The organism is Variovorax paradoxus EPS (genome assembly GCF_000184745.1).
Taxonomy (GTDB): Bacteria; Pseudomonadota; Gammaproteobacteria; order Burkholderiales; family Burkholderiaceae_C; genus Variovorax; species Variovorax paradoxus_C.
Genome location: NC_014931.1, coordinates 4,656,570 through 4,683,482 on the forward strand (window position 1 = coordinate 4,656,570; position 26,913 = coordinate 4,683,482).

At 68.5% G+C, this 26,913-nt stretch carries 2 protein-coding genes; both read right to left on the reverse strand.

Annotated elements, in window-relative coordinates:
• Nucleotides 1–65: 65 nt before the first annotated feature.
• Nucleotides 66–13,967, reverse strand: coding sequence for a non-ribosomal peptide synthetase (locus tag VARPA_RS31710; RefSeq protein ID WP_013542704.1), 13,902 nt, complete (start codon nucleotides 13,965–13,967; stop codon nucleotides 66–68).
• Nucleotides 13,967–26,908 carry a non-ribosomal peptide synthase/polyketide synthase gene (locus tag VARPA_RS21560; protein WP_013542705.1) on the reverse strand — a complete coding sequence of 4,314 codons (12,942 nt, stop codon included), beginning with the start codon at nucleotides 26,906–26,908 and terminating at the stop codon, nucleotides 13,967–13,969. Before VARPA_RS21560 ends, VARPA_RS31710 begins: the two co-directional genes overlap by 1 nt.
• Nucleotides 26,909–26,913 lie beyond the last annotated feature (5 nt).

The window sequence follows — 26,913 nt, forward strand, 5'->3', positions numbered from 1 at the left end:
TTGCGGATGCAATGGCGATCGCAGGCGAAAGCGCAACAGGCATGCGCTTCGCCACTCTCTCCTCTCTAGACCCGACCGCGATCCCGTGACGGATCGAGCAGCACCGACAGATCGGCCAACAGCACCTCGCTGGCGACGATCTCGAGGTGGTTGGCATCGACGCGCTTGTGCGAGACCCGGTCCGGGCCGAGCTGCAGCGCCAGCCCCTGAACCAGGGATTCCGGACGGTCCTTCACCCACCAGCAATTCGCCTGTGCATTCAGCGGCGCGACCTGCCCGTTGGAGCGCAGCGTCGTTTCGCTGAGGCTTCGGCTGACCACGAACAGCCGCACGAGTTCCGCAGCGCTGACGTTGCTGTATCTGCTGTCGTCGGGCAGGAGACCTTCCTTCATCCGTAGATCGACCCAGGCCTGCAAGGCAGCCTCGGTTTGCAGCGGATCATCGACGTATTCCGGTATGCGGATCGAGGGGTCGAGGTGGACGTTGATCGACGCCAGGAACTCGACGAAATCGGTGCGCCAGTCGTCCAGCGTGTACGGGGCGTCGTCCAGGGCCACATAGGAGTCGACCAGACCCAGGAAATGAACCGCCTGCCCCTGCGCTTCCAGCTTCGCCGTCATTCGCGCGGCCAGTGTGCCGCCGAGAGACCAGCCCAGCAGGTGGTAGGGACCGGAAGGCTGGACGGCACGGATCATCGCCACATAGTCGCCCGCCATCTGGTCCAGAGACTCGTCCCTGTGCGCAGGATTGGCAAGGGTCCTGCAGGCCAGGCCATAGACCGCCCGTGAACCGTTGAATTTCTGCGCGATCGACAGATAACCGAGCACGGTGCCCAGGCCGGAATGGATGCAGAACAACGGAGGAACCGTGTCGACGGCCTTGTTCAGAAGGGTCAGCGCCGACGACTTCAGGTGGTCCTGACGCGAGGCATCGACGATGCCGCCGATGGTCGGATGCGTCATCAACACCTGCAGGTTGAGCTCGAGTCCCGGCAGGTCGCGCACACCGGGATGGGTGATCACGCGCAGTGCGAGCAGCGAGTGCCCGCCGAGCTCGAAGAAGTTGTCGCCTCGCCCCACACGCGCCACGCCCAGCACCTCGGCCCAGATGGCCGCCAGCGCTTCTTCCACCGCCCCTTCGGGCGCCTCGTAGACCTGCTCGCTCGCAACCTGCGCATCCGGCAGCGCCTTGCGGTCGACCTTGCCGTTGGCATTCAGCGGCAACCCTTGGAGCACCACCAGTGCCGAGGGCACCATGTAGTCCGGCAAGGTCTGCGCCAGCCGCTCGCGCAGCCCCACGGTCTCGATGGCCAGGCCCGCATGCGCGGACACATACCCCACCAGCCGCGCACCACCGCCGCCTTCGCGTGCCACCACCACGGCTTCGCGCACCTCGGGCTGCGCCAGCAGCTGCGCCTCGATCTCCCCCAGTTCGATGCGGAAGCCCCGCACCTTCACCTGGTGGTCGATGCGACCCAGGTATTCCAGTTGGCCCTCCACGTTCCAGCGCACCAGGTCGCCCGTGCGATAGAGCCGCTGGCCCTGCGCTGTCGCAATGAAGCGCTCGGCAGTCAGCCCCGCCCGGTTCAGATAGCCCCGCGCAAGGTTGACGCCGCCCAGGTACAACTCTCCCGCCACGCCCGCGGGCACTTCGTTGAGCTGCGCATCCAGCACGCAGGCCTGCGTGTCACTGATGGGCCGACCAATCGGCACCTGGCTCTGCCCATCGTCGCGACAGTGCCAGTGCGTCACGTCGATGGCCGCCTCGGTGGGTCCATACAGGTTGTAGAGCGACGCCTGCGGCAGTCGCCTGAACACCTCGTTCTGTCCTTCGGCCGACAAGGCCTCGCCACTGCACACGATGCGTCGCAGGCAGGTGCACGCCTCAACGCCCTCCTGCGCCAGGAAGGCCTGCAGCATCGAAGGCACGAAGTGCAAGGTCGTGACCCGGTGCTGCGCGATCAGGGTGCGCAGGCGTGCGGGGTCGCGGTGATCGCCCGGAAGCGCAACGGCCAGCCGGGCGCCGAACATCAAGGGCCAGAGGAATTCCCACACCGACACGTCGAAACTGAAGGGGGTCTTCTGCAGCACGGTGTCGTCGTCGCCGAGCGCATAGGCCTGCTGCATCCACGCGAGGCGGTTGTACAGCGCGCGGTGGCGGTTGGCTGCGCCCTTGGGTTTTCCAGTGGAGCCGGAGGTGTAGATGACGTAGGCCAGGTTCTCGCCGCTCAATGCAACCTGCGGGTCGGCGTCGGATGCGTGGCCGGTGTCCAGCGCATCGAGCGCCAGCACCTGCAGCGCTTCGGTGCCGGGCACGCTCAGGTGACTTTGCGTCAGCAACAAGGAGACGCCGCTGTCGGCCACCATGTAGGCCAGCCGCTCCACCGGGTACTCCGGGTCCAGCGGCACGTACGCACCGCCGGCCTTCAGGATCGCCAGGATCCCCACCACCATCTCCAGGGAGCGCTCCACCGCGATCCCCACCTTGGCCTCGGGCTTCACGCCCAGCGCGATCAGGTGATGCGCCAGCCGATTGGCTCTCGCATTGAGCTCGCCGTAGCCCAGCGTCTGCTCTCCGAAGCTCAGCGCCGGTGCATCCGGCGTGCGCCTGGCCTGCTGCTCGATCAGCCGGTGCACCGGCTGCACATCCTCGTAGCGGCGCGGGTTCACCCCCCAGGCCGCAAGCTCATCCGTCTCCCCAGCGGGCATCAGCGCCAGCTCGCACACCGGGCGCTGCGGCTGATCCTGCAGCGCCTGCACGATCCCGCTCAACGCCGCATGCATGAAGCCGCACACGCGCTGCGCATCCACCGCCTCATGGATCTGCGCCACCAGCGCGAAGCCCTCTCCCTCGTCATCCACCGACAACGTCACCGGGTAGTTCGTGCGCTCCTCGCCGCCCAGCACCTCCATGCCCTCCCAGGCCGAGGTCTTGCGTTCTTGTTCTTCGCCATCGCCATCGCCATCGCCATCGCCGGCATCGGCCTTGGGCGTGTAGCGGTAGTTCAGCATCGCCGAGAACAGCGGCGTGCCCCCGGGCAACCCGCTGCAGCGCTGCGCCAGCGCCAGGCTTGCATGCTCGTGATGCAGCAGCTGCGTCAGCGCCGCATGCGTCTCGCGCAGGCTCGCCTGCACACCGCGCGCTCCCAGGCGCACGCGCAACGGCAAGGTGTTGATGAACAACCCCAGCGCCCGCTCGGCCCCCTCCCCGCCCTGCATGCGCCCGAACAGCACCGTGCCGAACACCACGTCGTCCTTGCCCGTGGCCTTGCCCAGCACCAGCGCCCACGCCAGGTGGAACAAGGTCGCAGCGCTCACGCCGTGACGCTGCGCCTGGCCACGGATCTGCACGGCCAGCTCCGCCTCCAGCGGCAGGCGCACCTCCTCGATGCGCGTGCCGTCGCCCTGCACGTCCAGCAGGTTGAACGGCGCTGTCGGTTCGTCCACGTCGCCCAGCATCTCGCTGAAGAACGCCTCGTGCTCGGCCTGGCTCACGCCCAGACGCGCCTGCGCCACGTAGCGGCGGAACGGCACCGGCTCGGGCAGCTCGTGCTGGCGGCCCTGCTGGATCAGCGCGATCTCCTCGACCAGCAGCTCCAGCGTGGTGTGGTCCAGCACCATGTGGTGGTTGGGCAACTGCAGCAGCCAGCGCTGGCCCACGGGGTCGTGCGCCGCGATGGCGCGCACCATGGGCGCCTGGCGCACGTCGATGCGGTAGTGCGCCGGGTTCACGTGCGCGTTCAGCCGCTCTTCGACGCTGCCGGCCTCGTTGCTCCCCGCTTCGCTGTCGCTGCCGGCCTGCAACCACTGCAGCGGCAGCTTCGCCTGCCGGTGCACCACCTGCACGGCCGCCGCAAGGCCTTCCCACAGCACGGCGGTGCGCAGGATGTCATGGCGCGCGATCACCTGGTCGAAGCTGTCGATGAACTGCTCCAGCCGCTCGCGGCTGTCGAAGCTCAGCAACTGCGGCGTGACGTAGGCGTCGCCCGCGCTTTGCAGCAGGTGATGGAACAGCATGCCCTCCTGCAGCGGGGCCAGCGGGTAGATGTCCTGGATGTTCGCTGCGCCGCCGGGCACATCCGCTTCGATGCGCGCGATCTGCGCCGCATCGAGCTCGACCAGGGTCAGCATGGCCGGCTGGATCGCCTCGCAGCCCTCGGGGATCAGATTGGGCGGCACGACCACCTCCCGGTGGCCCTGCGCCTGCGCCTGCAGCAGCGCCTGGGCGAAGGCGCCCAGCTGCGGGTGCTGGAACAAGGTGCGCACCTGCACCGGCCAGCCCTGGCCGCGCACGCGCTCCAGCAGGCGCAGTGCGAGCAGCGAGTGCCCGCCGAGCTCGAAGAAGTTGTCGCCTCGCCCCACACGCGCCACGCCCAGCACCTCGGCCCAGATGGCCGCCAGCGCTTCTTCCACCGCCCCTTCGGGCGCCTCGTAGACCTGCTCGCTCGCAACCTGCGCATCCGGCAGCGCCTTGCGGTCGACCTTGCCGTTGGCATTCAGCGGCAACCCTTGGAGCACCACCAGTGCCGAGGGCACCATGTAGTCCGGCAAGGTCTGCGCCAGCCGCTCGCGCAGCGCGCCCGTCTCGATGGACTGGCCTCCATGCACCGACACGTAGCCCACCAGGCGCGTGCCGCCGGGGCCCTCCCGGGCCAGCACGATCGCCTCCCTGAGTTCGGGCTGCGCCAGCAACTGCGCCTCGATCTCCCCCAGCTCGATGCGGAAGCCCCGCACCTTCACCTGGTGGTCGATGCGGCCCAGGTACTCCAGCTGGCCTTCGCCGCTCCAGCGCACCAGGTCGCCCGTGCGGTACAGCCGCTGCCCATGGTCCGTCGCCACGAAGCGCTCGGCCGTCAGCCCCGCGCGGTTCAGATAGCCGCGCGCCAGGCCTTCGCCCGACACATGCAGCTCCCCGGCCACACCGATCGGCACCCGGTTCAACTGCGCATCGAGCACGCACAGGCCCAGGTCCGGAATGGCCAAGCCCACCGGGCTGCGCTGCTGGCCAAGGTCGGCCACAGTGATCCGGCGATAGGTCACATGCACCGTCGTCTCGGTGATGCCGTACATGTTGATCAGCTGCGGCTTGTCGTCGCCAAAGCGTTCCATCCAGGTGCGAAGGCTGTTGGGCTCCAGGGCTTCTCCGCCGAAGATCACATGACGCAGCGCCAGGTCCTCGGTATCCGCCAAACCCGGCGTGTGGATCAGCTGGCCGAAGGCCGAGGGCGTCTGGTTGAGTACGGTCACTTGCTGCGCGCGCAGCAGCCCCAGGAAGTCCTCGGGCGAGCGGCTCACCCAGAACGGCACCACCACCAGCTTGCCGCCTGTGCACAGCGCGCCGAACATCTCCCACACGGAGAAGTCGAAGGCGTAGGAGTGGAACATCGTCCACACGTCCTCGGGTCCGAAGTGGAACCACGGCTCTGTCGCATCGAGCAGCCGCGTCACGTTGCGATGGCACAGCTGCGCGCCCTTGGGGCGGCCGGTGGAGCCGGAGGTGTAGATGACGTAGGCCAGGTTCTCGCCGCTCAACGCAACCTGCGGGTCGGCGTCGGACTCATGGCCGGTGTCCAGCGCATCGAGCGCCAGTACCTGCAGCGCTTGGGTGCCGGGCACGCTCAGGTGGCTTTGCGTCAGCACCAGGGCAACGCCACTGTCGGCCACCATGTAGGCCAGGCGCTCGGCCGGGTACGCCGGGTCCAGCGGCACGTACGCACCGCCGGCCTTCAGGATCGCAAGGATCCCCACCACCATCGCAATCGAACGCTCCACCGCGATCCCCACCTTGGCCTCGGGCTTCACGCCCAGCGCGATCAGGTGGTGCGCCAGCCGGTTGGCCCTCGCATTGAGCTCGCCGTAGCTCAGCGCCCGGTCCTCGTACACCAGCGCCGTCGCCTGCGGCTGCGCCTTGGCCTGATGCTCGATCAGGCCGTGCACTGTCTGCGCGCTCTCGAAATCCTGCTTGCGCTCGCCCCAAGACGCAAGCTGCGCCTTCTCCTGCGCCGCCATCAGGTCGAGTTCGCAAACCAGCCGCGCCGGCTGCTTCGCCAGTGCATCGACGATGCCGTCGATCGCGGCGCGCATGAAGCCGCAGACGCGCTGTGCATTCACCGCCTCGTGGATCTGCGCCACCAGTTCGAATCCTTCGCCCAGGTCGTCCACCGACATGCCGAAGGGGTAGTTGGTCCGCTCCTCGCCGCCCAGCGACTCCATGCCCTCCCAGGCTGAAGCCCGGCCATCGTCCTGGACCGGCGCCATTTCCGGGCTGTAGCGATAGTTCAACAGCGCCGAGAACAGCGGCGTGCCACCCGGCAGCGCGCTGCAACGCTGCGCCAGCGACAGGTTGGCGTGCTCATGGTGCAGCAAGCCGGTCAGCGCCGCATGTGCATGCCGCACGCAGGCCTCCACGCTTTGCGCGCCCAGTCGCACGCGCAACGGCAAGGTGTTGATGAACAACCCCAGCGCCCGCTCGGCCCCCTCCCCGCCCTGCATGCGACCGAACAGCACCGTGCCGAACACCACGTCGTCTTTGCCCGTGGCCTTGCCCAGCACCAGCGCCCACGCCAGGTGGAACAGCGTCGCCGCGCTCACACCGTAGCGCTGCGCCTGGCTGCGCACCTGCCCCGCGAGCTGCGGCGCCAGCCGCAGGCGCGCTTCCTTCACCTGCGTGCCGTTGCCCTGCACATCCAGCAGGTCGAACGGCGCTGTCGGTTCGTCCACGTCGCCCAGCATCTCGCTGAAGAACGCCTCGTGCTCTGCCTGGCTCACGCCCAGGCGCGCCTGCGCCACGTAGCGGCGGAACGGCACCGGCTCGGGCAACTCGTGCTGGCGGCCCTGCTGGATCAGGGTGATCTCTTCGACCAGCAGCGCGAGCGTGGTGTGGTCCAGCACCATGTGGTGGCTGGGCAGTTGCAGCAGCCAGCGCCCGTGCACGGCGTCATGCGCGGCAGCGGCCCGGATCAGCGGCGCCCGCTGCAGGTCGATGCGGTAGTGCGCAGGATCCACATGCGCTTGCAGACGCTCTGCGGCACCTGGCGCTTCGGCACCGCCCACCGCGTCCGCCACCCATTGCAGTTGCAGCTTCGCCTTGCGCTGCACCACTTGCACCGGGTCCGGCAGGTGCTCCCACAACACGGCCGTGCGCAGGATGTCGTGGCGCTCTATCACCTGGTTGAAGCTGTCGATGAACCGCTCCAGCCGCTCGCGGCTGTCGAAACCCATGGCATGCGAGGTGATGTAGGCATCGCCCTCGGCCTGCATCAGGTGATGGAACAGCATGCCCTCCTGCAGCGGGGCCAGCGGATAGATATCCTGGATGTTGGATGCACCGCCCTCCACCGCGGTCTCGATGCGCGCAAGCTGTGCGGCATCGAGATCGATCAGCGTGAGCATGGCGGGCTCGATCGACGCGCACCCGGCGGGAATCAGGTTTGGCGGCACGACCACTTCGCGTCGCCCCTGCTCCTGCACGAGCGCAGCCGCGAAAGCAGCCAGCTGCGGCTGCTGGAACAGCGTGCGCACCTGCGCCTTCCATCCCTGCGAACGCACCTGCTCCAGCAGGCGCAACGCGAGCAGCGAGTGCCCGCCGAGTTCGAAGAAGTTGTCGTTGCGACCCACGCGCGCCACGCCCAGCACCTCGGCCCAGATGGCCGCCAGCGCCTGCTCCACCACGCCCTCGGGCGCCTCGTACGCCCGCTCGCTCGTGAACTCCGCACGCGGCAGCGCCTTGCGGTCCACCTTGCCGTTGGCATTCAGCGGCAGGCGCTCAAGCACCATCACCACGCCCGGCACCATGTAGTCGGGCAGCGCCCGACCCAGCCGGCCGCGCAGCACGGTCACGTCGATCGCTTGGCCCGCGTGCGCCGATACATAGCCAACAAGCCGCGCGCCCGATGGACCTTCGTCGGCCACCACAACCGCTTCACGCACCTCGGGCTGCGCCAGCAACTGCGCCTCGATCTCGCCCAGTTCGATGCGAAAACCGCGCACCTTCACCTGGTGGTCGATGCGGCCGAGATACTCGATCTGGCCTTCCGCATTCCAGCGCACGAGGTCGCCCGTGCGGTACAGCCGCTGGCCGTTGTTCGTGGCCACGAAGCGCTCGGACGTCAGGCCCGCGCGACGCAGATAGCCCCGTGCGAGGTTGATCCCGCCCAGGTACAGCTCACCCGCCACGCCCGCGGGCACTTCGTTGAGCTGCGCATCGAGCACGTACGCCTGCGTGTCGCTGATGGGCCGGCCGATCGGCACCTGGTTCAGCCCGTCGTCGCGACAGGTCCACTGCGTGACGTGGATGGTGGTCTCGGTCGGGCCGTACAGGTTCTGCAGCGAGGCGCCCTTCAGGCGCTGCAGGGCTTCGCGCTGCGTGGCCGCGGGCATGGCCTCGCCGCCGCAGATGATGTAGCGCAGCCGCGTGGTGGCCTCGATACCCTCGTGGGCCAGGAAGGCCTGCAGCATCGAGGGCACGAAGTTCAGGGTGGTGATCTGGTGCCTCTGGATCAGTTGCACCAGCCGCTCGGGGTCGCGGTGGTCGCCGGGGTTGGCAATCACCAGCCGCACGCCGGTGGTCAGCGGCCAGAACATCTCCCAGCACGAGACGTCGAAGCCGAACGGCGCCTTGTGCAGCACGGTGTCGGCCTCGGTGAGGCGGTAGGTCTCCTGCATCCAGGCCATGCAGCTGTACAGGGCGTCGTGGCGGATCGCCGCGCCCTTGGGCTTGCCGGTGGAGCCGGAGGTGTAGATGACGTAGGCCAGGTGCTCGCCGTGCAGCGCGACCTTCGGATCGGCGGCAGATTCGGTGCCGACATCGAGGGTGTCGAGTTCGAGTACCCGCAATGCATCGCCTGCGGGCAGCAGCGGCCGCAGGTGGCGCTGGGTCAGCAGCAGCGCGATGCCGCTGTCTTCAACCATGTAGGCCAGGCGGTCGGCCGGGTACTCGGGGTCCAGCGGCACGTAGGCGCCACCGGCCTTCAGGATCGCGAGGATGCCCACCATCATTTCCACCGAGCGGTCGACCACGATGCCCACGAGGGCCTCGGGCTTCACGCCCAGCGCGATCAGGTGGTGGGCCAGACGGTTGGCCCGGGCGTTGAGCTCGCCATAGCTCAGCGCTTCATCGCCGAACAGCAGCGCGGTCGCATCGGGCGTTTGCCGTGCGTGCTGCTCGATCTGCCGGTGCACCGGCTGCGCGCCTTCGTGCCTCCGCGTGTTCTCGCTCCACGACGCAAGCTGCAGTCGCTCCCATTCGGACATCACGTCGATCTCGGAGGCGAGTTGCTCCGGCTTTTCCGCCAATGCGTCGACCACGCCCCGAATCGCGGCATGCATGTAGCCGCACACGCGCGCCACGTCGATGGCTTCATGGACCTGCGCCACCAGCTCGAAGCCTTCGCCCAGGTCGTCCACCGACATGCCGAGCGGATAGTTGGTACGTTCTTCGCCGCCCAGCACCTCCATGCCGTCCCATGCAAAGGCATCTTCCGTCTGCACGACCTGCGGGCTGTAGCGGTAGTTGAGCAGCGCCGAGAACAGTGGCGTACCGCCCGGCAAGGCGCTGCAGCGCTGCGCCAGCGACAAGCTTGCATGCTCGTGATGCAGCAGCCCGGTCAGCGCGGCGTGCGTCTGCCGCAGGCACTGCACCATGTCCTGCGCGCCCAGCCGGATGCGCACCGGCAGCGTGTTGATGAACAGGCCGAGCGCCCGGTCGCCGCCCTCGCCACCCTCCATGCGTCCGAACAGCACCGTGCCGAACACCACGTCGTCCTTGCCCGTGGTCTTGGCCAGCACCAGAGCCCAGGCCAAGTGGAACAGCGTGGCCGGGGTCACCCCATGGCGCTGTGCCTGCTGGCGAATCCGCGCGGCCAGCGGTGCTTCCAGCAGCTGTCGGCCTTCTTCGACGCGCGTGCCGTCGCCCTGCACATCCAGCAGGTCGAACGGTGCCGTTGGCTCGTCCACGTCGCCCAGCATCTGGCCGAAGAAGGCCTCGTGTTCCGCACGGCTCACGCCCAGGCGGGTCTGCGCCACGTAACGCCGGAAAGGCACCTGCGCGGGCAGTTCGTGCGACCTGCCCTGCTGGACCATCGCGATCTCTTCGACCAGCAGGTCCAGCGTGGCATGGTCCAGCACCAGGTGGTGGCTGGGCAGTTGCAACAGCCAGCGCTGCCCTGCAGGGTCGTGCGCAGCCACGGCATGGATCATCGGCGCACTGCGCACGTCGATGCGGTAATGGGCAGGGTCCACATGGGCATTCAGCCGTTCGGCCACCGTCGACGGGCCGTCGCCCATCACCAGCCACTGCAGCTGCATCCGCGCCTGTCGATGCACCACCTGCACCGGCTCCTTCAGTCCTTCCCACAGCACGGCCGTGCGCAGGATGTCGTGCCGTGCAATCACCCGATTGAGGCTGTCGACGAAGCGCTCCAGGCGTTCCTTGCCATCGAAGCTGAGCGCAAGCGGCGTGACGTAGGTATCGCCTTCCGTCTGCAGCAGGTGATGGAACAGCATGCCCTCTTGCAGCGGCGCGAGCGGGTAGATGTCCTGGATGCTGGAGGCGCCGCCCGGCACGGCCGCCTCGATCCGCGCGATCTGCCCGGCATCGAGTTCGATCAGCGTGAGCATCCCGGGCTCGATCGCCTCGCAACCCGGGGGGATGAGGTTGGGCGGCACGACCACTTCGCGCCGTCCCTGCTCCTGCACCAGCGCCTGTGCAAAGGCGGCGAGCTGCGGATGCTGGAACAGCGTGCGCACCTGCACCGACCAACCCTGGCCGCGCACGCGCTCCAGCAGGCGCAGCGCAAGCAGCGAATGCCCGCCGAGTTCGAAGAAATTGTCGTTGCGGCCCACACGGGCAACTCCGAGCACCTCGGCCCAGATGGCCGAGAGCTTCTGTTCCGCCTCGCCGGCAGGCGTTTCATAGGTCTTGTCGTTGATGAACTCGGGCGCGGGCAGCGCCTTGCGATCCACCTTGCCGTTGGCGTTCTGTGGCAGCGCATCGAGCGCCACCAGCACCGCGGGCACCATGTAGTTGGGCAGCATCTCGCCGAGCTTCTGCCGCAGCCGTGCCGCGTCGATGCCTTGCCCCGACACGTAGCCCACCAAGCGCGCGCCCGAAGGGCCTTCGTTCGCGACCACCACGGCTTCGCGCACTTCCGGCTGCGCCAGCAGGCTGGCCTCGACTTCTCCCAGTTCGACCCGGAAACCGCGGATCTTCACCTGGTGGTCGATGCGGCCGAGGTACTCCAGCTGGCCCTGCGAGTTCCATCGCACCAGGTCGCCGGTGCGATAGAGTCGCCCGCCCTGCGCGTCGAACGAATCGGCAACGAAGCGCTCCGCGCTCAGTCCCGGGCGCCCCAGGTAGCCGCGCGCCAGCAGCGCGCCACCGATGCACAGTTCTCCGGCCGCGCCTTGCGGCACGAGGCTGAAATCGGCGCCTACCACGCGCAGCGCGCGGCCCGCCAGCGGCACGCCGATCGGCATGCGCTGCGGCAGTTCGCGGCCGGCCTCCAGGTAGGGTGCACAGTCCAGAATCGAGGCGGTCACTGTCGCCTCGGTCGGTCCGTAGGTGTTGAGCAGCGTGATCCCCGCCAGCCCCGCCTTGCGCCAGGCATTGAGCCCTTCGGGCGGCATGGCTTCGCCGCCCGCATGAACCTGTCGCAGCGCGCCGTACGAGCGGACGCCGTGGCGTGCGAAATCCTGCGCGAGCAACAGCCAGTAGGCCGTGGTGAGGTCGGCCACGCTGATCTGCTTGCCGATCAACTCGCGGTAGAAAGTGTCGCTGTCCCAGAGAACCGGCCCGCGCAACACGATCGCGGCGCCCGCGACCAGCGGAGGAAACGCCTGTTCGACGAAACCGTCGAAATTCAGCGTCGAGAACTGAAGCATGCGGTCCGCCGGCGTGAGGCCGAAGAAGCGGACGGACTCCTGGGCATGCTGCACCAGGGCATGGTGCGCAATGCCGACGCCCTTGGGCCTGCCGGTGGAACCCGAGGTGTAGATCAGATAGGCGAGGCTCTCGCGGTGCAGCGCGACCTGCGGATCGTGCGCGGGCAGCGCGTGCAGGTCCAGCGCATCGAGCGCGAGCGTTGCCAGCGAGCGGCCGAACGACAGACGTGCCGCAATGTGCGATTGCGTGAGGAGCAGCCCGATGCCACTGTCCTCGACCATGTAGGCCAGGCGATCGGCGGGGTACTCGGGGTCCAGCGGCACGTAGGCGCCGCCAGCCTTCAGGATCGCGAGGATGCCCACCATCATTTCCACCGAACGCTCCACCGCGATGCCCACGCGGTGCTCGGGCTTCACGCCCCGTGCGATCAGGTGATGCGCCAGGCGATTGGCTCTGGCATTGAGTTCGCCATAGCTCAGCGCCTGCTCGCCGAAGAGCAACGCGGGCGCATGGGGCCGCTGCGCCGCATGGTGCTCGAAGAGGCGGTGCACTGGCTGCGCGTCGTCGTAGGCCTGCGCGTTCACGCCCCACGTCGACAGCTGCGAACGCTCGGCTTCGCCCAGCAGCGGCACATCGCCCACGGCCTGATCCGGCCGCTCCGACAGGGCCTGCAGCACGGCCAGATAGTGCCCGACCATCCGCACCATCGTCTGCGTATCGAACAGCTCGCGGGCATAGCTGAAACTCGCCAGCACCCGGCCGTCCGTGCCTTCGGTCGTGTCGAGGGTGAGTTCGAACTGCGCCGCCTGCACACCCAGGCCGTGTTCCGCCAGCGTGAGGCCGGGCAGGCTCTCCAGCGAACGGAAGTCCGCGCGCTGGTGGTTGAACATCACCTGGAACAACGGACTGGTGCTCAGGCTGCGCTCGGGTTGCGACGCCTCCACGAGCTGCTCGAACGGCAGGTCCTGGTGCGCCTGCGCGCCCAGTGCCGCCTCGCGCGCCTGCAACAGCACCTGCGACAGGCTCGCACGCCCGTCCACCACGTTGCGCAGCACCTGCGTGTTCACGAAGAAGCCGATGACGCCTTCGGTCTCCACCCGGTGCCGGTTCGCAATGGGCACACCCACGCGGATGTCCCGCTGGCCGGTATGGCGGCCGAGCAGCACCTGGAAGCCCGCGAGCAGCGCCATGAACAGCGTCGCGCCCTGGCCCTGGACCCGCTTCTGCAGGCCCTTGACCAGCTCGCGCGGCAGCTCGAAGTTCTGTTGCGCCGCACGATAGTCGCCATCGGCCCGCCGTGCATGGTCCACCGGCAGCTGAAGCACCGGATGCTCGGTACCCAGCTGCTCCTTCCAATAGGAGAGCTGCCTGTCCTTCTCCCCGGCCTCCAGCCAGTTGCGCTGCCACACCGCATAGTCCGCGTACTGGATCGGCAGGGGCTGCAGGTCGGATTCCTCGGCACACGCATGCGACCGGTACTGGGTCACGAACTCGTCGACGACTACTTGCATCGACCAGCCGTCGGACACGATGTGGTGCATCACCACCACGAGCAGGTGGTCGTCGACCGCCAGGCGGATCAGGCCGACGCGCAGCAACGGCCCGGCGCTCAGGTCGAAGGGCAGCGCATTCAGCTGGCGGGCGGCCTCGTCGGCGCGCGCCTCGCGCGCTTCCGATGCCACGTCGCCCAGGTCCACCCGCTGCATGTCGAAGCGGCTGTCCTCGCGGATCACCTGCTCGGCCAGGCCATCGGCGTTGGCGCGAAACACCGTTCGCAACGATTCATGCCGCGCCACCAGCGCCGCGAAACTCGCCTGCACGGCCTCCGCGTCGAGCGTGCCCTTGAGCCTCAGTGCACCGCTGATGTGGTACGCCGTGCTCTGCGGATCCAACTGCCAGAGGAACCACTGCCGCAGTTGCGCATACGAGAGATGGCAGCGATCGAGGGCCGATGCGTCCCTGACAAGAATCGGAAACTGGCCGATGGTCAGGCCTTCGGCACGGATCTTCTCGTAGACCGCCCGGCGCTGCTCGGAAGTCAGTCGAGAAAAGCGTTCCGCAATGCGGCGAGTCGCCGTGGTTTCCATCAAGCTGTCTCCATGCTGTCAATGAATGCGTCGATGTCCAGGAGGGACTCGTCGGTTGGTTTTTTCCTGCCGGCTGCCGCGATCAGGGCGGCCATGCCAAGCAGCGTCGGATTCGGGAAGATGTCCTGGATCCGCAGGTCGGCATGCATCGCGGCCTGCACGCGCGACGCCACCTGGACGGCGAGCAGCGAGTGCCCGCCGAGTTCGAAGAAGTTGTCACTGCGGCCGATGCGCGCAATGCCGAGCAGCTCGGACCAGATCGCCGCCAGCGCTTCTTCCACTTCGCCTTCGGGCGCTTCGTAGGCTCGATCGCTCGTGAACTCCGCCTCCGGCAGCGCCTTGCGGTCGACCTTGCCGTTGCCGTTCAACGGCAGGCGGTCGAGCACGACGATGGCGGCCGGCACCATGTAGTCGGGCAGCGTCACCGCCAGCCGATCGCGCAGCACCGCCGTGTCGACATGCGCCTGGGCATGCAGCGCGATGTAGGCCGCGAGCCGCGAGCCGCTCGCGCTTTCGCGTGCCACCACCACGGCTTCGCGCACCTCGGGCTGCGCCAGCAGCTGCGCCTCGATCTCTCCCAGTTCGATGCGGAAGCCCCGCACCTTCACCTGGTGGTCGATGCGACCCAGGTATTCCAGTTGGCCCTCCACGTTCCAGCGCACCAGGTCGCCCGTGCGGTAGAGCCGCTGGCCGTGGTCCGTGGCGACGAAGCGTTCGGAGGTCAGCCCCGCGCGTTCGAAGTAACCGCGCGCCAGACCGATCCCGCCCAGGAACAACTCGCCCGGCACGCCCGCGGGCGTCGGGTTCAGTGATCCGTCCAGCACATGAAGCTGCGTGGCCGCGATCGGTCCGCCGATGCGAGGGCCGCCGCGAACCTCGGCCGCCGTCGACCAGATCGTCGTTTCGGTGGGACCGTACATGTTCCAGAGTTCGACGCCCAGCGCCTGCAGGTCCTGCGCGAGGTCCGCCTGCAGCGCTTCACCGCCGCACAGGCCCTTGAACTTCGCCAGCCGGCTGCCGTTCCATCCGCCGGCCCGCAGAAGTCGCCAGCCCGCGGGCGTGGACTGGAGCACCGTGGCACCGCACGCGTCCATCAGTTCCCCGAGCGCGCTTCCGCTTCGCACCACATCCCTGGACGCGAGCACGAGGTGCGCACCGCTCAGCAGCGGCAGGTAGAGCTCGAGAGCAGCGATGTCGAACGACAGGGACGTGACCGCGACCAGCACGTCGTCCGATGTCAGGCCCGGCGCATCCTTCATGCTCAGCATGAAGTGGCTGAGCGACAGGTGGCGCACCATGACGCCCTTGGGTTTTCCAGTGGAGCCGGAGGTGTAGATGACGTAGGCCAGGTTCTCGCCGTCGATCGCGACCTGCGGATCGGTGTCGGATTGGTTGTTCGTGTCCAGCGTGTCCACCGCCAGCACCACCAGGCTCGGATCGGCGGGAATCTGGTCCTTGATGCGGCTCTGCGTCAGCAACAAGGAGACGCCGCTGTCGGCCACCATGTAGGCCAGCCGCTCCACCGGGTACTCCGGGTCCAGCGGCACGTACGCACCGCCAGCCTTCAGGATCGCCAGTATCCCCACCACCATCTCCAGGGAGCGCTCCACCGCGATCCCAACCTTGGCCTCGGGCTTCACGCCCAGCGCGATCAGGTGATGCGCCAGCCGATTGGCTCTCGCATTGAGCTCGCCGTAGCCCAGCGTCTGCTCTCCGAAGCTCAGCGCCGGTGCATCCGGCGTGCGCCTGGCCTGCTGCTCGATCAACCGGTGCACCGGCTGCACATCCTCGTAGCGGCGCGGGTTCACCCCCCAGGCCGCAAGCTCATCCGTCTCCCCAGCGGGCATCAGCGCCAGCTCGCACACCGGGCGCTGCGGCTGATCCTGCAGCGCCTGCACGATCCCGCTCAACGCCGCATGCATGAAGCCGCACACGCGCTGCGCATCCACCGCCTCATGGATCTGCGCCACCAGCGCGAAGCCCTCTCCCTCGTCATCCACCGACAACGTCACCGGGTAGTTCGTGCGCTCCTCGCCGCCCAGCACCTCCATGCCCTCCCAGGCCGAGGTCTTGCGTTCTTGTTCTTCGCCATCGCCATCGCCATCGCCGGCATCGGCCTTGGGCGTGTAGCGGTAGTTCAGCATCGCCGAGAACAGCGGCGTGCCCCCGGGCAACCCGCTGCAGCGCTGCGCCAGCGCCAGGCTTGCATGCTCGTGATGCAGCAGCTGCGTCAGCGCCGCATGCGTCTCGCGCAGGCTCGCCTGCACACCGCGCGCTCCCAGGCGCACGCGCAACGGCAAGGTGTTGATGAACAACCCCAGCGCCCGCTCGGCCCCCTCCCCGCCCTGCATGCGCCCGAACAGCACCGTGCCGAACACCACGTCGTCCTTGCCCGTGGCCTTGCCCAGCACCAGCGCCCACGCCAGGTGGAACAAGGTCGCAGCGCTCACGCCGTGACGCTGCGCCTGGCCACGGATCTGCACGGCCAGCTCCGCCTCCAGCGGCAGGCGCACCTCCTCGATGCGCGTGCCGTCGCCCTGCACGTCCAGCAGGTTGAACGGCGCTGTCGGTTCGTCCACGTCGCCCAGCATCTCGCTGAAGAACGCCTCGTGCTCGGCCTGGCTCACGCCCAGACGCGCCTGCGCCACGTAGCGGCGGAACGGCACCGGCTCGGGCAGCTCGTGCTGGCGGCCCTGCTGGATCAGCGCGATCTCCTCGACCAGCAGCTCCAGCGTGGTGTGGTCCAGCACCATGTGGTGGTTGGGCAACTGCAGCAGCCAGCGCTGGCCCACGGGGTCGTGCGCCGCGATGGCGCGCACCATGGGCGCCTGGCGCACGTCGATTCGGTAGTGCGCCGGGTTCACGTGCGCGTTCAGCCGCTCTTCGACGCTGCCGGCCTCGTTGCTCCCCGCTTCGCTGTCGCTGCCGGCCTGCAACCACTGCAGCGGCAGCTTCGCCTGCCGGTGCACCACCTGCACGGCCGCCGCAAGGCCTTCCCACAGCACGGCGGTGCGCAGGATGTCATGGCGCGCGATCACCTGGTCGAAGCTGTCGATGAACTGCTCCAGCCGCTCGCGGCTGTCGAAGCTCAGCAACTGCGGCGTGACGTAGGCGTCGCCCGCGCTTTGCAGCAGGTGATGGAACAGCATGCCCTCCTGCAGCGGGGCCAGCGGGTAGATGTCCTGGATGTTCGCTGCGCCGCCGGGCACATCCGCTTCGATGCGCGCGATCTGCGCCGCATCGAGCTCGACCAGGGTCAGCATGGCCGGCTGGATCGCCTCGCAGCCCTCGGGGATCAGATTGGGCGGCACGACCACCTCCCGGTGGCCCTGCGCCTGCGCCTGCAGCAGCGCCTGGGCGAAGGCGCCCAGCTGCGGGTGCTGGAACAAGGTGCGCACCTGCACCGGCCAGCCCTGGCCGCGCACGCGCTCCAGCAGGCGCAGTGCGAGCAGCGAGTGCCCGCCGAGCTCGAAGAAGTTGTCGCCTCGCCCCACACGCGCCACGCCCAGCACCTCGGCCCAGATGGCCGCCAGCGCTTCTTCCACCGCCCCTTCGGGCGCCTCGTAGACCTGCTCGCTCGCAACCTGCGCATCCGGCAGCGCCTTGCGGTCGACCTTGCCGTTGGCATTCAGCGGCAGCCCTTGGAGCACCACCAGCGCCGAGGGCACCATGTAGTCCGGCAAGGTCTGCGCCAGCCGCTCGCGCAGCGCGCCCGTCTCGATGGACTGGCCTCCATGCACCGACACGTAGCCCACCAGGCGCGTGCCGCCGGGGCCCTCCCGGGCCAGCACGATCGCCTCCCTGAGTTCGGGCTGCGCCAGCAACTGCGCCTCGATCTCCCCCAGCTCGATGCGGAAGCCCCGCACCTTCACCTGGTGGTCGATGCGGCCCAGGTACTCCAGCTGGCCTTCGCCGCTCCAGCGCACCAGGTCGCCCGTGCGGTACAGCCGCTGCCCATGGTCCGTCGCCACGAAGCGCTCGGCCGTCAGCCCCGCGCGGTTCAGATAGCCGCGCGCCAGGCCTTCGCCCGACACATGCAGCTCCCCGGCCACACCGATCGGCACCCGGTTCAACTGCGCATCGAGCACGCACAGGCCCAGGTCCGGAATGGCCAAGCCCACCGGGCTGCGCTGCTGGCCAAGGTCGGCCACAGTGATCCGGCGATAGGTCACATGCACCGTCGTCTCGGTGATGCCGTACATGTTGATCAGCTGCGGCTTGTCGTCGCCAAAGCGTTCCATCCAGGTGCGAAGGCTGTTGGGCTCCAGGGCTTCTCCGCCGAAGATCACATGACGCAGCGCCAGGTCCTCGGTATCCGCCAAACCCGGCGTGTGGATCAGCTGGCCGAAGGCCGAGGGCGTCTGGTTGAGTACGGTCACTTGCTGCGCGCGCAGCAGCCCCAGGAAGTCCTCGGGCGAGCGGCTCACCCAGAACGGCACCACCACCAGCTTGCCGCCTGTGCACAGCGCGCCGAACATCTCCCACACGGAGAAGTCGAAGGCGTAGGAGTGGAACATCGTCCACACGTCCTCGGGTCCGAAGTGGAACCACGGCTCTGTCGCATCGAGCAGCCGCGTCACGTTGCGATGGCACAGCTGCGCGCCCTTGGGGCGGCCGGTGGAGCCGGAGGTGTAGATGACGTAGGCCAGGTTCTCGCCGCTCAACGCAACCTGCGGGTCGGCGTCGGACTCATGGCCGGTGTCCAGCGCATCGAGCGCCAGCACCTGCAGCGCTTGGGTGCCGGGCACGCTCAGGTGGCTTTGCGTCAGCACCAGGGCAACGCCACTGTCGGCCACCATGTAGGCCAGGCGCTCGGCCGGGTACGCCGGGTCCAGCGGCACGTACGCACCGCCGGCCTTCAGGATCGCAAGGATCCCCACCACCATCGCAATCGAACGCTCCACCGCGATCCCCACCTTGGCCTCGGGCTTCACGCCCAGCGCGATCAGGTGGTGCGCCAGCCGGTTGGCCCTCGCATTGAGCTCGCCGTAGCTCAGCGCCCGGTCCTCGTACACCAGCGCCGTCGCCTGCGGCTGCGCCTTGGCCTGATGCTCGATCAGGCCGTGCACTGTCTGCGCGCTCTCGAAATCCTGCTTGCGCTCGCCCCAAGACGCAAGCTGCGCGCGCTCGGCTTCGCCCAGCAGCACCACGTCGCCCACCGCCTGCTGCGGCGCATCCGCCAGTGCCTGCAGCACCGCGAGGTAGTGCCCCGCCATGCGCTCCATCGTCCGCGCGTCGAACAGCTCGGATGCGTAGTTGAAGCGTGCCTGCACCCGGCCGTTCGGCCCTTCGCTGGTGTCCAGCGTGAGTTCGAATTGCGCCGCCTGCTCGCCCAGTTCGTACTCCGTCAGCGCGAGGTCGGGCAGGCTTTGCAGCGAACGGAAGTCTGCGCGCTGGTGGTTGAACATCACCTGGAACAGCGGGCTCGTGCTCAGGCTGCGCTCAGGCTGCAGCGCCTCCACCAGTTGTTCGAACGGCAGGTCCTGGTGGTCTTGCGCGCCCGTTGCCGCATCGCGTGCCTGCGTCAGCATCTGCAACAGGTTCACACGGTCGTTCACCACGCCGCGCAGCACCTGCGTGTTGATGAAGAATCCGATCACGCCTTCGGTTTCCGCGCGATGGCGGTTGGCGATCGGCACACCCACGCGGATGTCCTGCTCGGCGGTGTAGCGATGAAGCAGCACCTGGAAGCCCGCGAGCAGCGCCATGAACAGCGTCGCGCCCTGGCCTTGGGCGCGCTTCTGCAAGCCCTTGACCAGTTCGACCGGCAATTCGAAGCCATGACGCGCCGCGCGATAACGGCCATCCGCGCGTCTCGCATGATCGACCGGCAATTGCAGCACCGGATGCTCGGTGCCGATCTGCTGTTTCCAATAGACCAGCTGGCGCTCCGCTTCACCGGCCTCCAGCCATTGGCGCTGCCATGCCGCGTAGTCGACGTACTGGAGCGGCAGGGGCTGCAGGCCCGGTGCCGCGCCCTGCATCCGTGCGCGGTACAGGGCCACGAACTCGTCCACCACGATCTGCATCGACCAGCCGTCGGACACGATGTGGTGCATCACGACCACCAGCACGTGCTCTTCGGCCGCGAGGCGGACCAGTCCCATGCGCAGCAACGGACCTTCGCTCAGGTCGAAGGGCACGTCGCTCAAGCGCGTTGCTGCGTCCTTCGCGCGGGTCTCGCGCTCATAGTCCGCGCTCACCGCACCGAGGTCGATCAGCGCCATCTCGGGCCCTCCGACCTCGCGGATCACCTGTTCGGCCAGGCCCTGTGCATCGGCGCGAAACACCGTGCGCAGCGATTCATGCCGCGCCACCAGCGCGCCGAAACTGGCCCGCACCGCATCCACATCGAGCGCGCCCACCAGGCGCAGCGCGCCACTGATGTGATAGGCCGTGCTCTTCGGGTCCAACTGCCACAGGAACCACTGGCGCATCTGCGCATGGGAAAGCGCCATGGCACCGGCACGCTGCGCGGTCGTCAGCACGGGAATCTTCCTGGCCTCGCGCACAACCTCGACCTCGATGGCGCTCGCAATCCTGGCCAGCACCTGGTGCTCGAAGATCTGGCGCGCGGTCACGTGGACATCGCTGCGGCGGGCACGGGCCGCCACCTTGAGACTGAGGATCGAGTCTCCGCCGAGCTCGAAGAAGTTGTCGCCTCGCCCCACACGCGCCACGCCCAGCACCTCGGCCCAGATGGCCGCCAGCGCTTCTTCCACCGCCCCTTCGGGCGCCTCGTAGACCTGCTCGCTCGCAACCTGCGCATCCGGCAGCGCCTTGCGGTCGACCTTGCCGTTGGCATTCAGCGGCAGCCCTTGGAGCACCACCAGCGCCGAGGGCACCATGTAGTCCGGCAAGGTCTGCGCCAGCCGCTCGCGCAGCGCGCCCGTCTCGATGGACTGGCCTCCATGCACCGACACGTAGCCCACCAGGCGCGTGCCGCCGGGGCCCTCCCGGGCCAGCACGATCGCCTCCCTGAGTTCGGGCTGCGCCAGCAACTGCGCCTCGATCTCCCCCAGCTCGATGCGGAAGCCCCGCACCTTCACCTGGTGGTCGATGCGGCCCAGGTACTCCAGCTGGCCTTCGCCGCTCCAGCGCACCAGGTCGCCCGTGCGGTACAGCCGCTGCCCATGGTCCGTCGCCACGAAGCGCTCGGCCGTCAGCCCCGCGCGGTTCAGATAGCCGCGCGCCAGGCCTTCGCCCGACACATGCAGCTCCCCGGCCACACCGATCGGCACCCGGTTCAACTGCGCATCGAGCACGCACAGGCCCAGGTCCGGAATGGCCAAGCCCACCGGGCTGCGCTGCTGGCCAAGGTCGGCCACAGTGATCCGGCGATAGGTCACATGCACCGTCGTCTCGGTGATGCCGTACATGTTGATCAGCTGCGGCTTGTCGTCGCCAAAGCGTTCCATCCAGGTGCGAAGGCTGTTGGGCTCCAGGGCTTCTCCGCCGAAGATCACATGACGCAGCGCCAGGTCCTCGGTATCCGCCAAACCCGGCGTGTGGATCAGCTGGCCGAAGGCCGAGGGCGTCTGGTTGAGTACGGTCACTTGCTGCGCGCGCAGCAGCCCCAGGAAGTCCTCGGGCGAGCGGCTCACCCAGAACGGCACCACCACCAGCTTGCCGCCTGTGCACAGCGCGCCGAACATCTCCCACACGGAGAAGTCGAAGGCGTAGGAGTGGAACATCGTCCACACGTCCTCGGGTCCGAAGTGGAACCACGGCTCTGTCGCATCGAGCAGCCGCGTCACGTTGCGATGGCACAGCTGCGCGCCCTTGGGGCGGCCGGTGGAGCCGGAGGTGTAGATGACGTAGGCCAGGTTCTCGCCGCTCAACGCAACCTGCGGGTCGGCGTCGGACTCATGGCCGGTGTCCAGCGCATCGAGCGCCAGCACCTGCAGCGCTTGGGTGCCGGGCACGCTCAGGTGGCTTTGCGTCAGCACCAGGGCAACGCCACTGTCGGCCACCATGTAGGCCAGGCGCTCGGCCGGGTACGCCGGGTCCAGCGGCACGTACGCACCGCCGGCCTTCAGGATCGCAAGGATCCCCACCACCATCGCAATCGAACGCTCCACCGCGATCCCCACCTTGGCCTCGGGCTTCACGCCCAGCGCGATCAGGTGGTGCGCCAGCCGGTTGGCCCTCGCATTGAGCTCGCCGTAGCTCAGCGCCCGGTCCTCGTACACCAGCGCCGTCGCCTGCGGCTGCGCCTTGGCCTGATGCTCGATCAGGCCGTGCACTGTCTGCGCGCTCTCGAAATCCTGCTTGCGCTCGCCCCAAGACGCAAGCTGCGCGCGCTCGGCTTCGCCCAGTAGCACCACGTCGCCCACCGCCTGCTGCGGCGCATCCGCCAGTGCCTGCAGCACCGCGAGGTAGTGCCCCGCCATGCGCTCCATCGTCCGCGCGTCGAACAGCTCGGACGCGTAGCGGAAACTCGCCTGCACCCGGCCGTCCATGTCCTCGCTGGTGTCCAGCGCCAGTTCGAACTGGGCCGCCTGCGCTTCCAGTTCGTAATCCGTCAGCGTGAGACCGGGCAGGCTCTGCAACGCGCGAAAGTCGCCTCGCTGGTGATTGAACATCACCTGGAACAGCGGGCTCGTGCTCAGGCTGCGCTCGGGTTGCAGCACTTCCACGAGTTGCTCGAACGGCAGGTCCTGATGCGCCTGCGCGCCCAGCGCCGTGTCGCGGGCCTGCACCAACACCTGCGACAGCGTCGAGCGGCCGTCCATCACGCCGCGCAGCACCTGTGTGTTGACGAAGAATCCGATGACGCCTTCGATCTCCGCCCGATGGCGGTTGGCCACCGGCACGCCCAGGCGGATGTCCTCCTGGCCCGTGTAGCGGCTGAGCAGCACCTGGAAGCCCGCGAGCAGCGCCATGAACAGCGTCGCGCCCTGGCCCTGCGCGCGCCGATGCAGGGCCTTGACGAGGCTGTCGGGCAATGCGAAGCCGTGGCGCACGGCGCTGTAGCGGCCATCCGCGCGCCGCGCATGGTCGGTGGGCAGTTGCAGCACGGGCTGCTCGGTGCCCACATGGGCCTTCCAGTAGGCGAGTTGCCGGTCCTTCTCGCCGGCTTCGAGCCAGGCACGCTGCCAGGCCGCGTAGTCCGCGTACTGGAGCGACAAGGGCTGCAGGTCCGGCGCATGGCCCAGGACGCGTGCGCGGTAGCGCGCCACGAATTCGTCCACGATGATCTGCATCGACCAGCCATCGGACACGATGTGGTGCATCACGACGACCAGCACATGCACCTCGGCCGCCAGGCGGATCAGGCCGACGCGCAGCAGCGGGCCCTGGCCCAGGTCGAAGGGCGTGTCGCTGAGGCGGCGGGCCTCCTGCCTGGCGCGGGCTTCGCGCATCCCGTCTTCGGCGACGTTGCCCAGATCGATCAGCGAGAAATCGATGCCACCGGTTTCGCGGACCACCTGCTCGGCCATGCCCGAGGCATCGGCACGGAACACCGTGCGCAGCGATTCGTGGCGCTGCACCAGTTCATTCAGGCTCGCGCGCACCGCGTCCGCGTCGAGCGCACCGGCGAGCCGCAGCGCGCCGCTGACGTGGTAGGCCGTGCTCTGCGGATCGAGTTGCCACAGGAACCACTGGCGCGTCTGCGCATGGGACAGCGCGAGACCGCCCGCGCGTTGCGACGTCGACAGCGCCGGGATCGCGGGCACGTCCGCCGCATCGTCGCCATGGATCGCATCGGCGATCAGCGCCAGGCCCTGGTGTTCGAACACCTGGCGCGGGCTCATCCGGATGCCCTGCCGGTGGGCGCGCGCGACCACCTTCAGGCTCAGGATCGAGTCGCCGCCGAGTTCGAAGAAATTGTCGCCTCGCCCCACACGCGCCACGCCCAGCACCTCGGCCCAGATGGCCGCCAGCGCCTGCTCCACCACGCCCTCGGGCGCCTCGTACGCCCGCTCGCTCGTGAACTCCGCACGCGGCAGCGCCTTGCGGTCCACCTTGCCGTTGGCATTCAGCGGCAGGCGCTCAAGCACCATCACCACGCCCGGCACCATGTAGTCGGGCAGCGCCCGACCCAGCCGGCCGCGCAGCACGGTCACGTCGATCGCTTGGCCCGCGTGCGCCGATACATAGCCAACAAGCCGCGCGCCCGATGGACCTTCGTCGGCCACCACAACCGCTTCACGCACCTCGGGCTGCGCCAGCAACTGCGCCTCGATCTCGCCCAGTTCGATGCGAAAACCGCGCACCTTCACCTGGTGGTCGATGCGGCCGAGATACTCGATCTGGCCTTCCGCATTCCAGCGCACGAGGTCGCCCGTGCGGTACAGCCGCTGGCCGTTGTTCGTGGCCACGAAGCGCTCGGACGTCAGGCCCGCGCGACGCAGATAGCCCCGTGCGAGGTTGATCCCGCCCAGGTACAGCTCACCCGCCACGCCCGCGGGCACTTCGTTGAGCTGCGCATCGAGCACGTACGCCTGCGTGTCGCTGATGGGCCGGCCGATCGGCACCTGGTTCAGCCCGTCGTCGCGACAGGTCCACTGCGTGACGTGGATGGTGGTCTCGGTCGGGCCGTACAGGTTCTGCAGCGAGGCGCCCTTCAGGCGCTGCAGGGCTTCGCGCTGCGTGGCCGCGGGCATGGCCTCGCCGCCGCAGATGATGTAGCGCAGCCGCGTGGTGGCCTCGATACCCTCGTGGGCCAGGAAGGCCTGCAGCATCGAGGGCACGAAGTTCAGGGTGGTGATCTGGTGCCTCTGGATCAGTTGCACCAGCCGCTCGGGGTCGCGGTGGTCGCCGGGGTTGGCAATCACCAGCCGCACGCCGGTGGTCAGCGGCCAGAACATCTCCCAGCACGAGACGTCGAAGCCGAACGGCGCCTTGTGCAGCACGGTGTCGGCCTCGGTGAGGCGGTAGGTCTCCTGCATCCAGGCCATGCAGCTGTACAGGGCGTCGTGGCGGATCGCCGCGCCCTTGGGCTTGCCGGTGGAGCCGGAGGTGTAGATGACGTAGGCCAGGTGCTCGCCGTGCAGTGCGACCTTCGGGTCGGTAGCGGATTCAGTGCTGACATCCAGGGTGTCGAGTTCGAGCACGCGGAGGGCTTCGCCTGCGGGCAACAGCGGCCGCAGATGCCGCTGGGTCAGCAGCAGCGCGATGCCGCTGTCTTCAACCATGTAGGCCAGGCGGTCGGCCGGGTACTCAGGGTCCAGCGGCACATAGGCGCCGCCGGCCTTCAGGATCGCGAGGATGCCCACCATCATTTCCACCGAGCGGTCGACCACGATGCCCACGAGGGCCTCGGGCTTCACGCCCAGCGCGATCAGGCGGTGGGCCAGACGGTTGGCCCGGGCGTTGAGCTCGCCGTAGCTCAGCGCTTCATCGCCGAACAGCAGCGCGGTCGCATCGGGCGTTTGTCGTGCGTGCTGCTCGATCTGCCGGTGCACCGGCTGCGCGCCTTCGTGCCTCCGCGTGTTCTCGCTCCACGACGCAAGCTGCGTGCGCTCGGTCTTGTCGAGCAGCGCGACATCGCTCACCGCCCGCTGCGGCTCATTTGCCAGCGCCTGCAGCACCGCCAGGTAGTGCCCGGCCATGCGCTCGATGGTCTGCACGTCGAACAACTCCGACGCATAGAGGATGGTCGCGTCGACCCGGCCGTCCTCGAGTTCGAGCGTCTGCAAGGTCAGCTCGAACTGCGCGCCCTCTTCCTCGAAGTCCAGCCGCTGCACGGCAACGCCGGGCCACTCGGCCAGCGAGCGATGGTCGCGGCGCAGGTGGTTGAACATCACCTGGAACAGCGGATTGGCGCTCAGGCTGCGCTCGGGCTGCAGCGCGCCGACCAGCTGCTCGAAAGGCAGGTCCTGGTGCGTTTGCGCGCCGATGGCGGCGTCGCGGGTCTGCACCAGAAGCTCGGCGAGCGTCATGCACGCATCGATTCGCGAGCGCAGCACCTGGGTGTTGACGAAGAAGCCGACGACGCCCGCCGTTTCGGCGCGGTTGCGGTTGGCGATGGGCACGCCGACGCGCACATCCGTCTGCGCCGTGTGGCGGAACAGCAGCGCGTTGAAGCCGGCGAGCAGCGCCATGAACAAGGTTGCGCCCTGCCCTTGCGCCTGCTGCCGCAACCGCTCGATGGTGTCAGCGGGCAGCGCGAAGGTGTGGTGCGCCGCGCGATAGCGGCCATCGGCCTTGCGCGGGTAATCGGTGTGCAGCGAAATCACCGGCTGCTCCGCGCCCAGGTGACCACGCCACCAGTCGAGCTGTCGCTCGCCCTCGCCCTCGGCCAGCCACCGGCTCTGCCAGCGGGCGTAGTCGGCGTACTGGATCGGCAGCCCGGCATGCACGGGCACCTGGCCCTGCACGCGCGCCGCGTACTGCACGGCCAGCTCGTCGAGGATGAGCTGGACCGACCAGCCGTCCGACACGATGTGGTGCATCACGACCAGCAGCCGGTGGCTTTGCGCGCCGGCGCGCAGCAACACGGCACGCATCAGCGGGCCGCGCGTGAGGTCGAAGGGATCGGTGCGGATGCGCTGCACCTCCTGGCGGATCGCGGCCTCGCGTGCCGGGCCGGCGAGCGCGCTCAGGTCGATGCAGGGCAACGCGATGTCGGCCGTGTCTTGAACGACCTGCTCAACCTCGCCGTCGTCGGCCTCGCGGAAGACAGTGCGAAGCGATTCGTGGCGATCGACCAGCGCTTGCACGCTGGCGCGCAGCGCCTGGGCGTCGAGGTGGCCATCGAGCACGAGGCCGCCGCTCAGGTGGTAGGCGGTGCCCGCCGGGTCCAGCTTCCAGAGAAACCACTGCCGCTGCTGCGCGAAGGACAAGGCGATGCGCTCGCCCGCCGGGCGCCGCGGAATCGACGACCGCTCGGCACGGTCGGCGCTGCCCGCGCCGCGCAGGCGCTGCGCCAGCTTCGCGCGTTGTTCCGCCGTCAGGTTGGCACGGCGCGTGGAAATGTCTTGGATGTCGGACATGGAAT

Excerpts from the sequence above, each read along its gene's own strand:
- VARPA_RS31710 (WP_013542704.1), bottom strand. The coding sequence starts at position 13,967 with ATGGAAACCACGGCGACTCGCCGCATTGCGGAACGCTTTTCTCGACTG.
- VARPA_RS21560 (WP_013542705.1), bottom strand. The coding sequence starts at position 26,908 with ATGTCCGACATCCAAGACATTTCCACGCGCCGTGCCAACCTGACGGCG.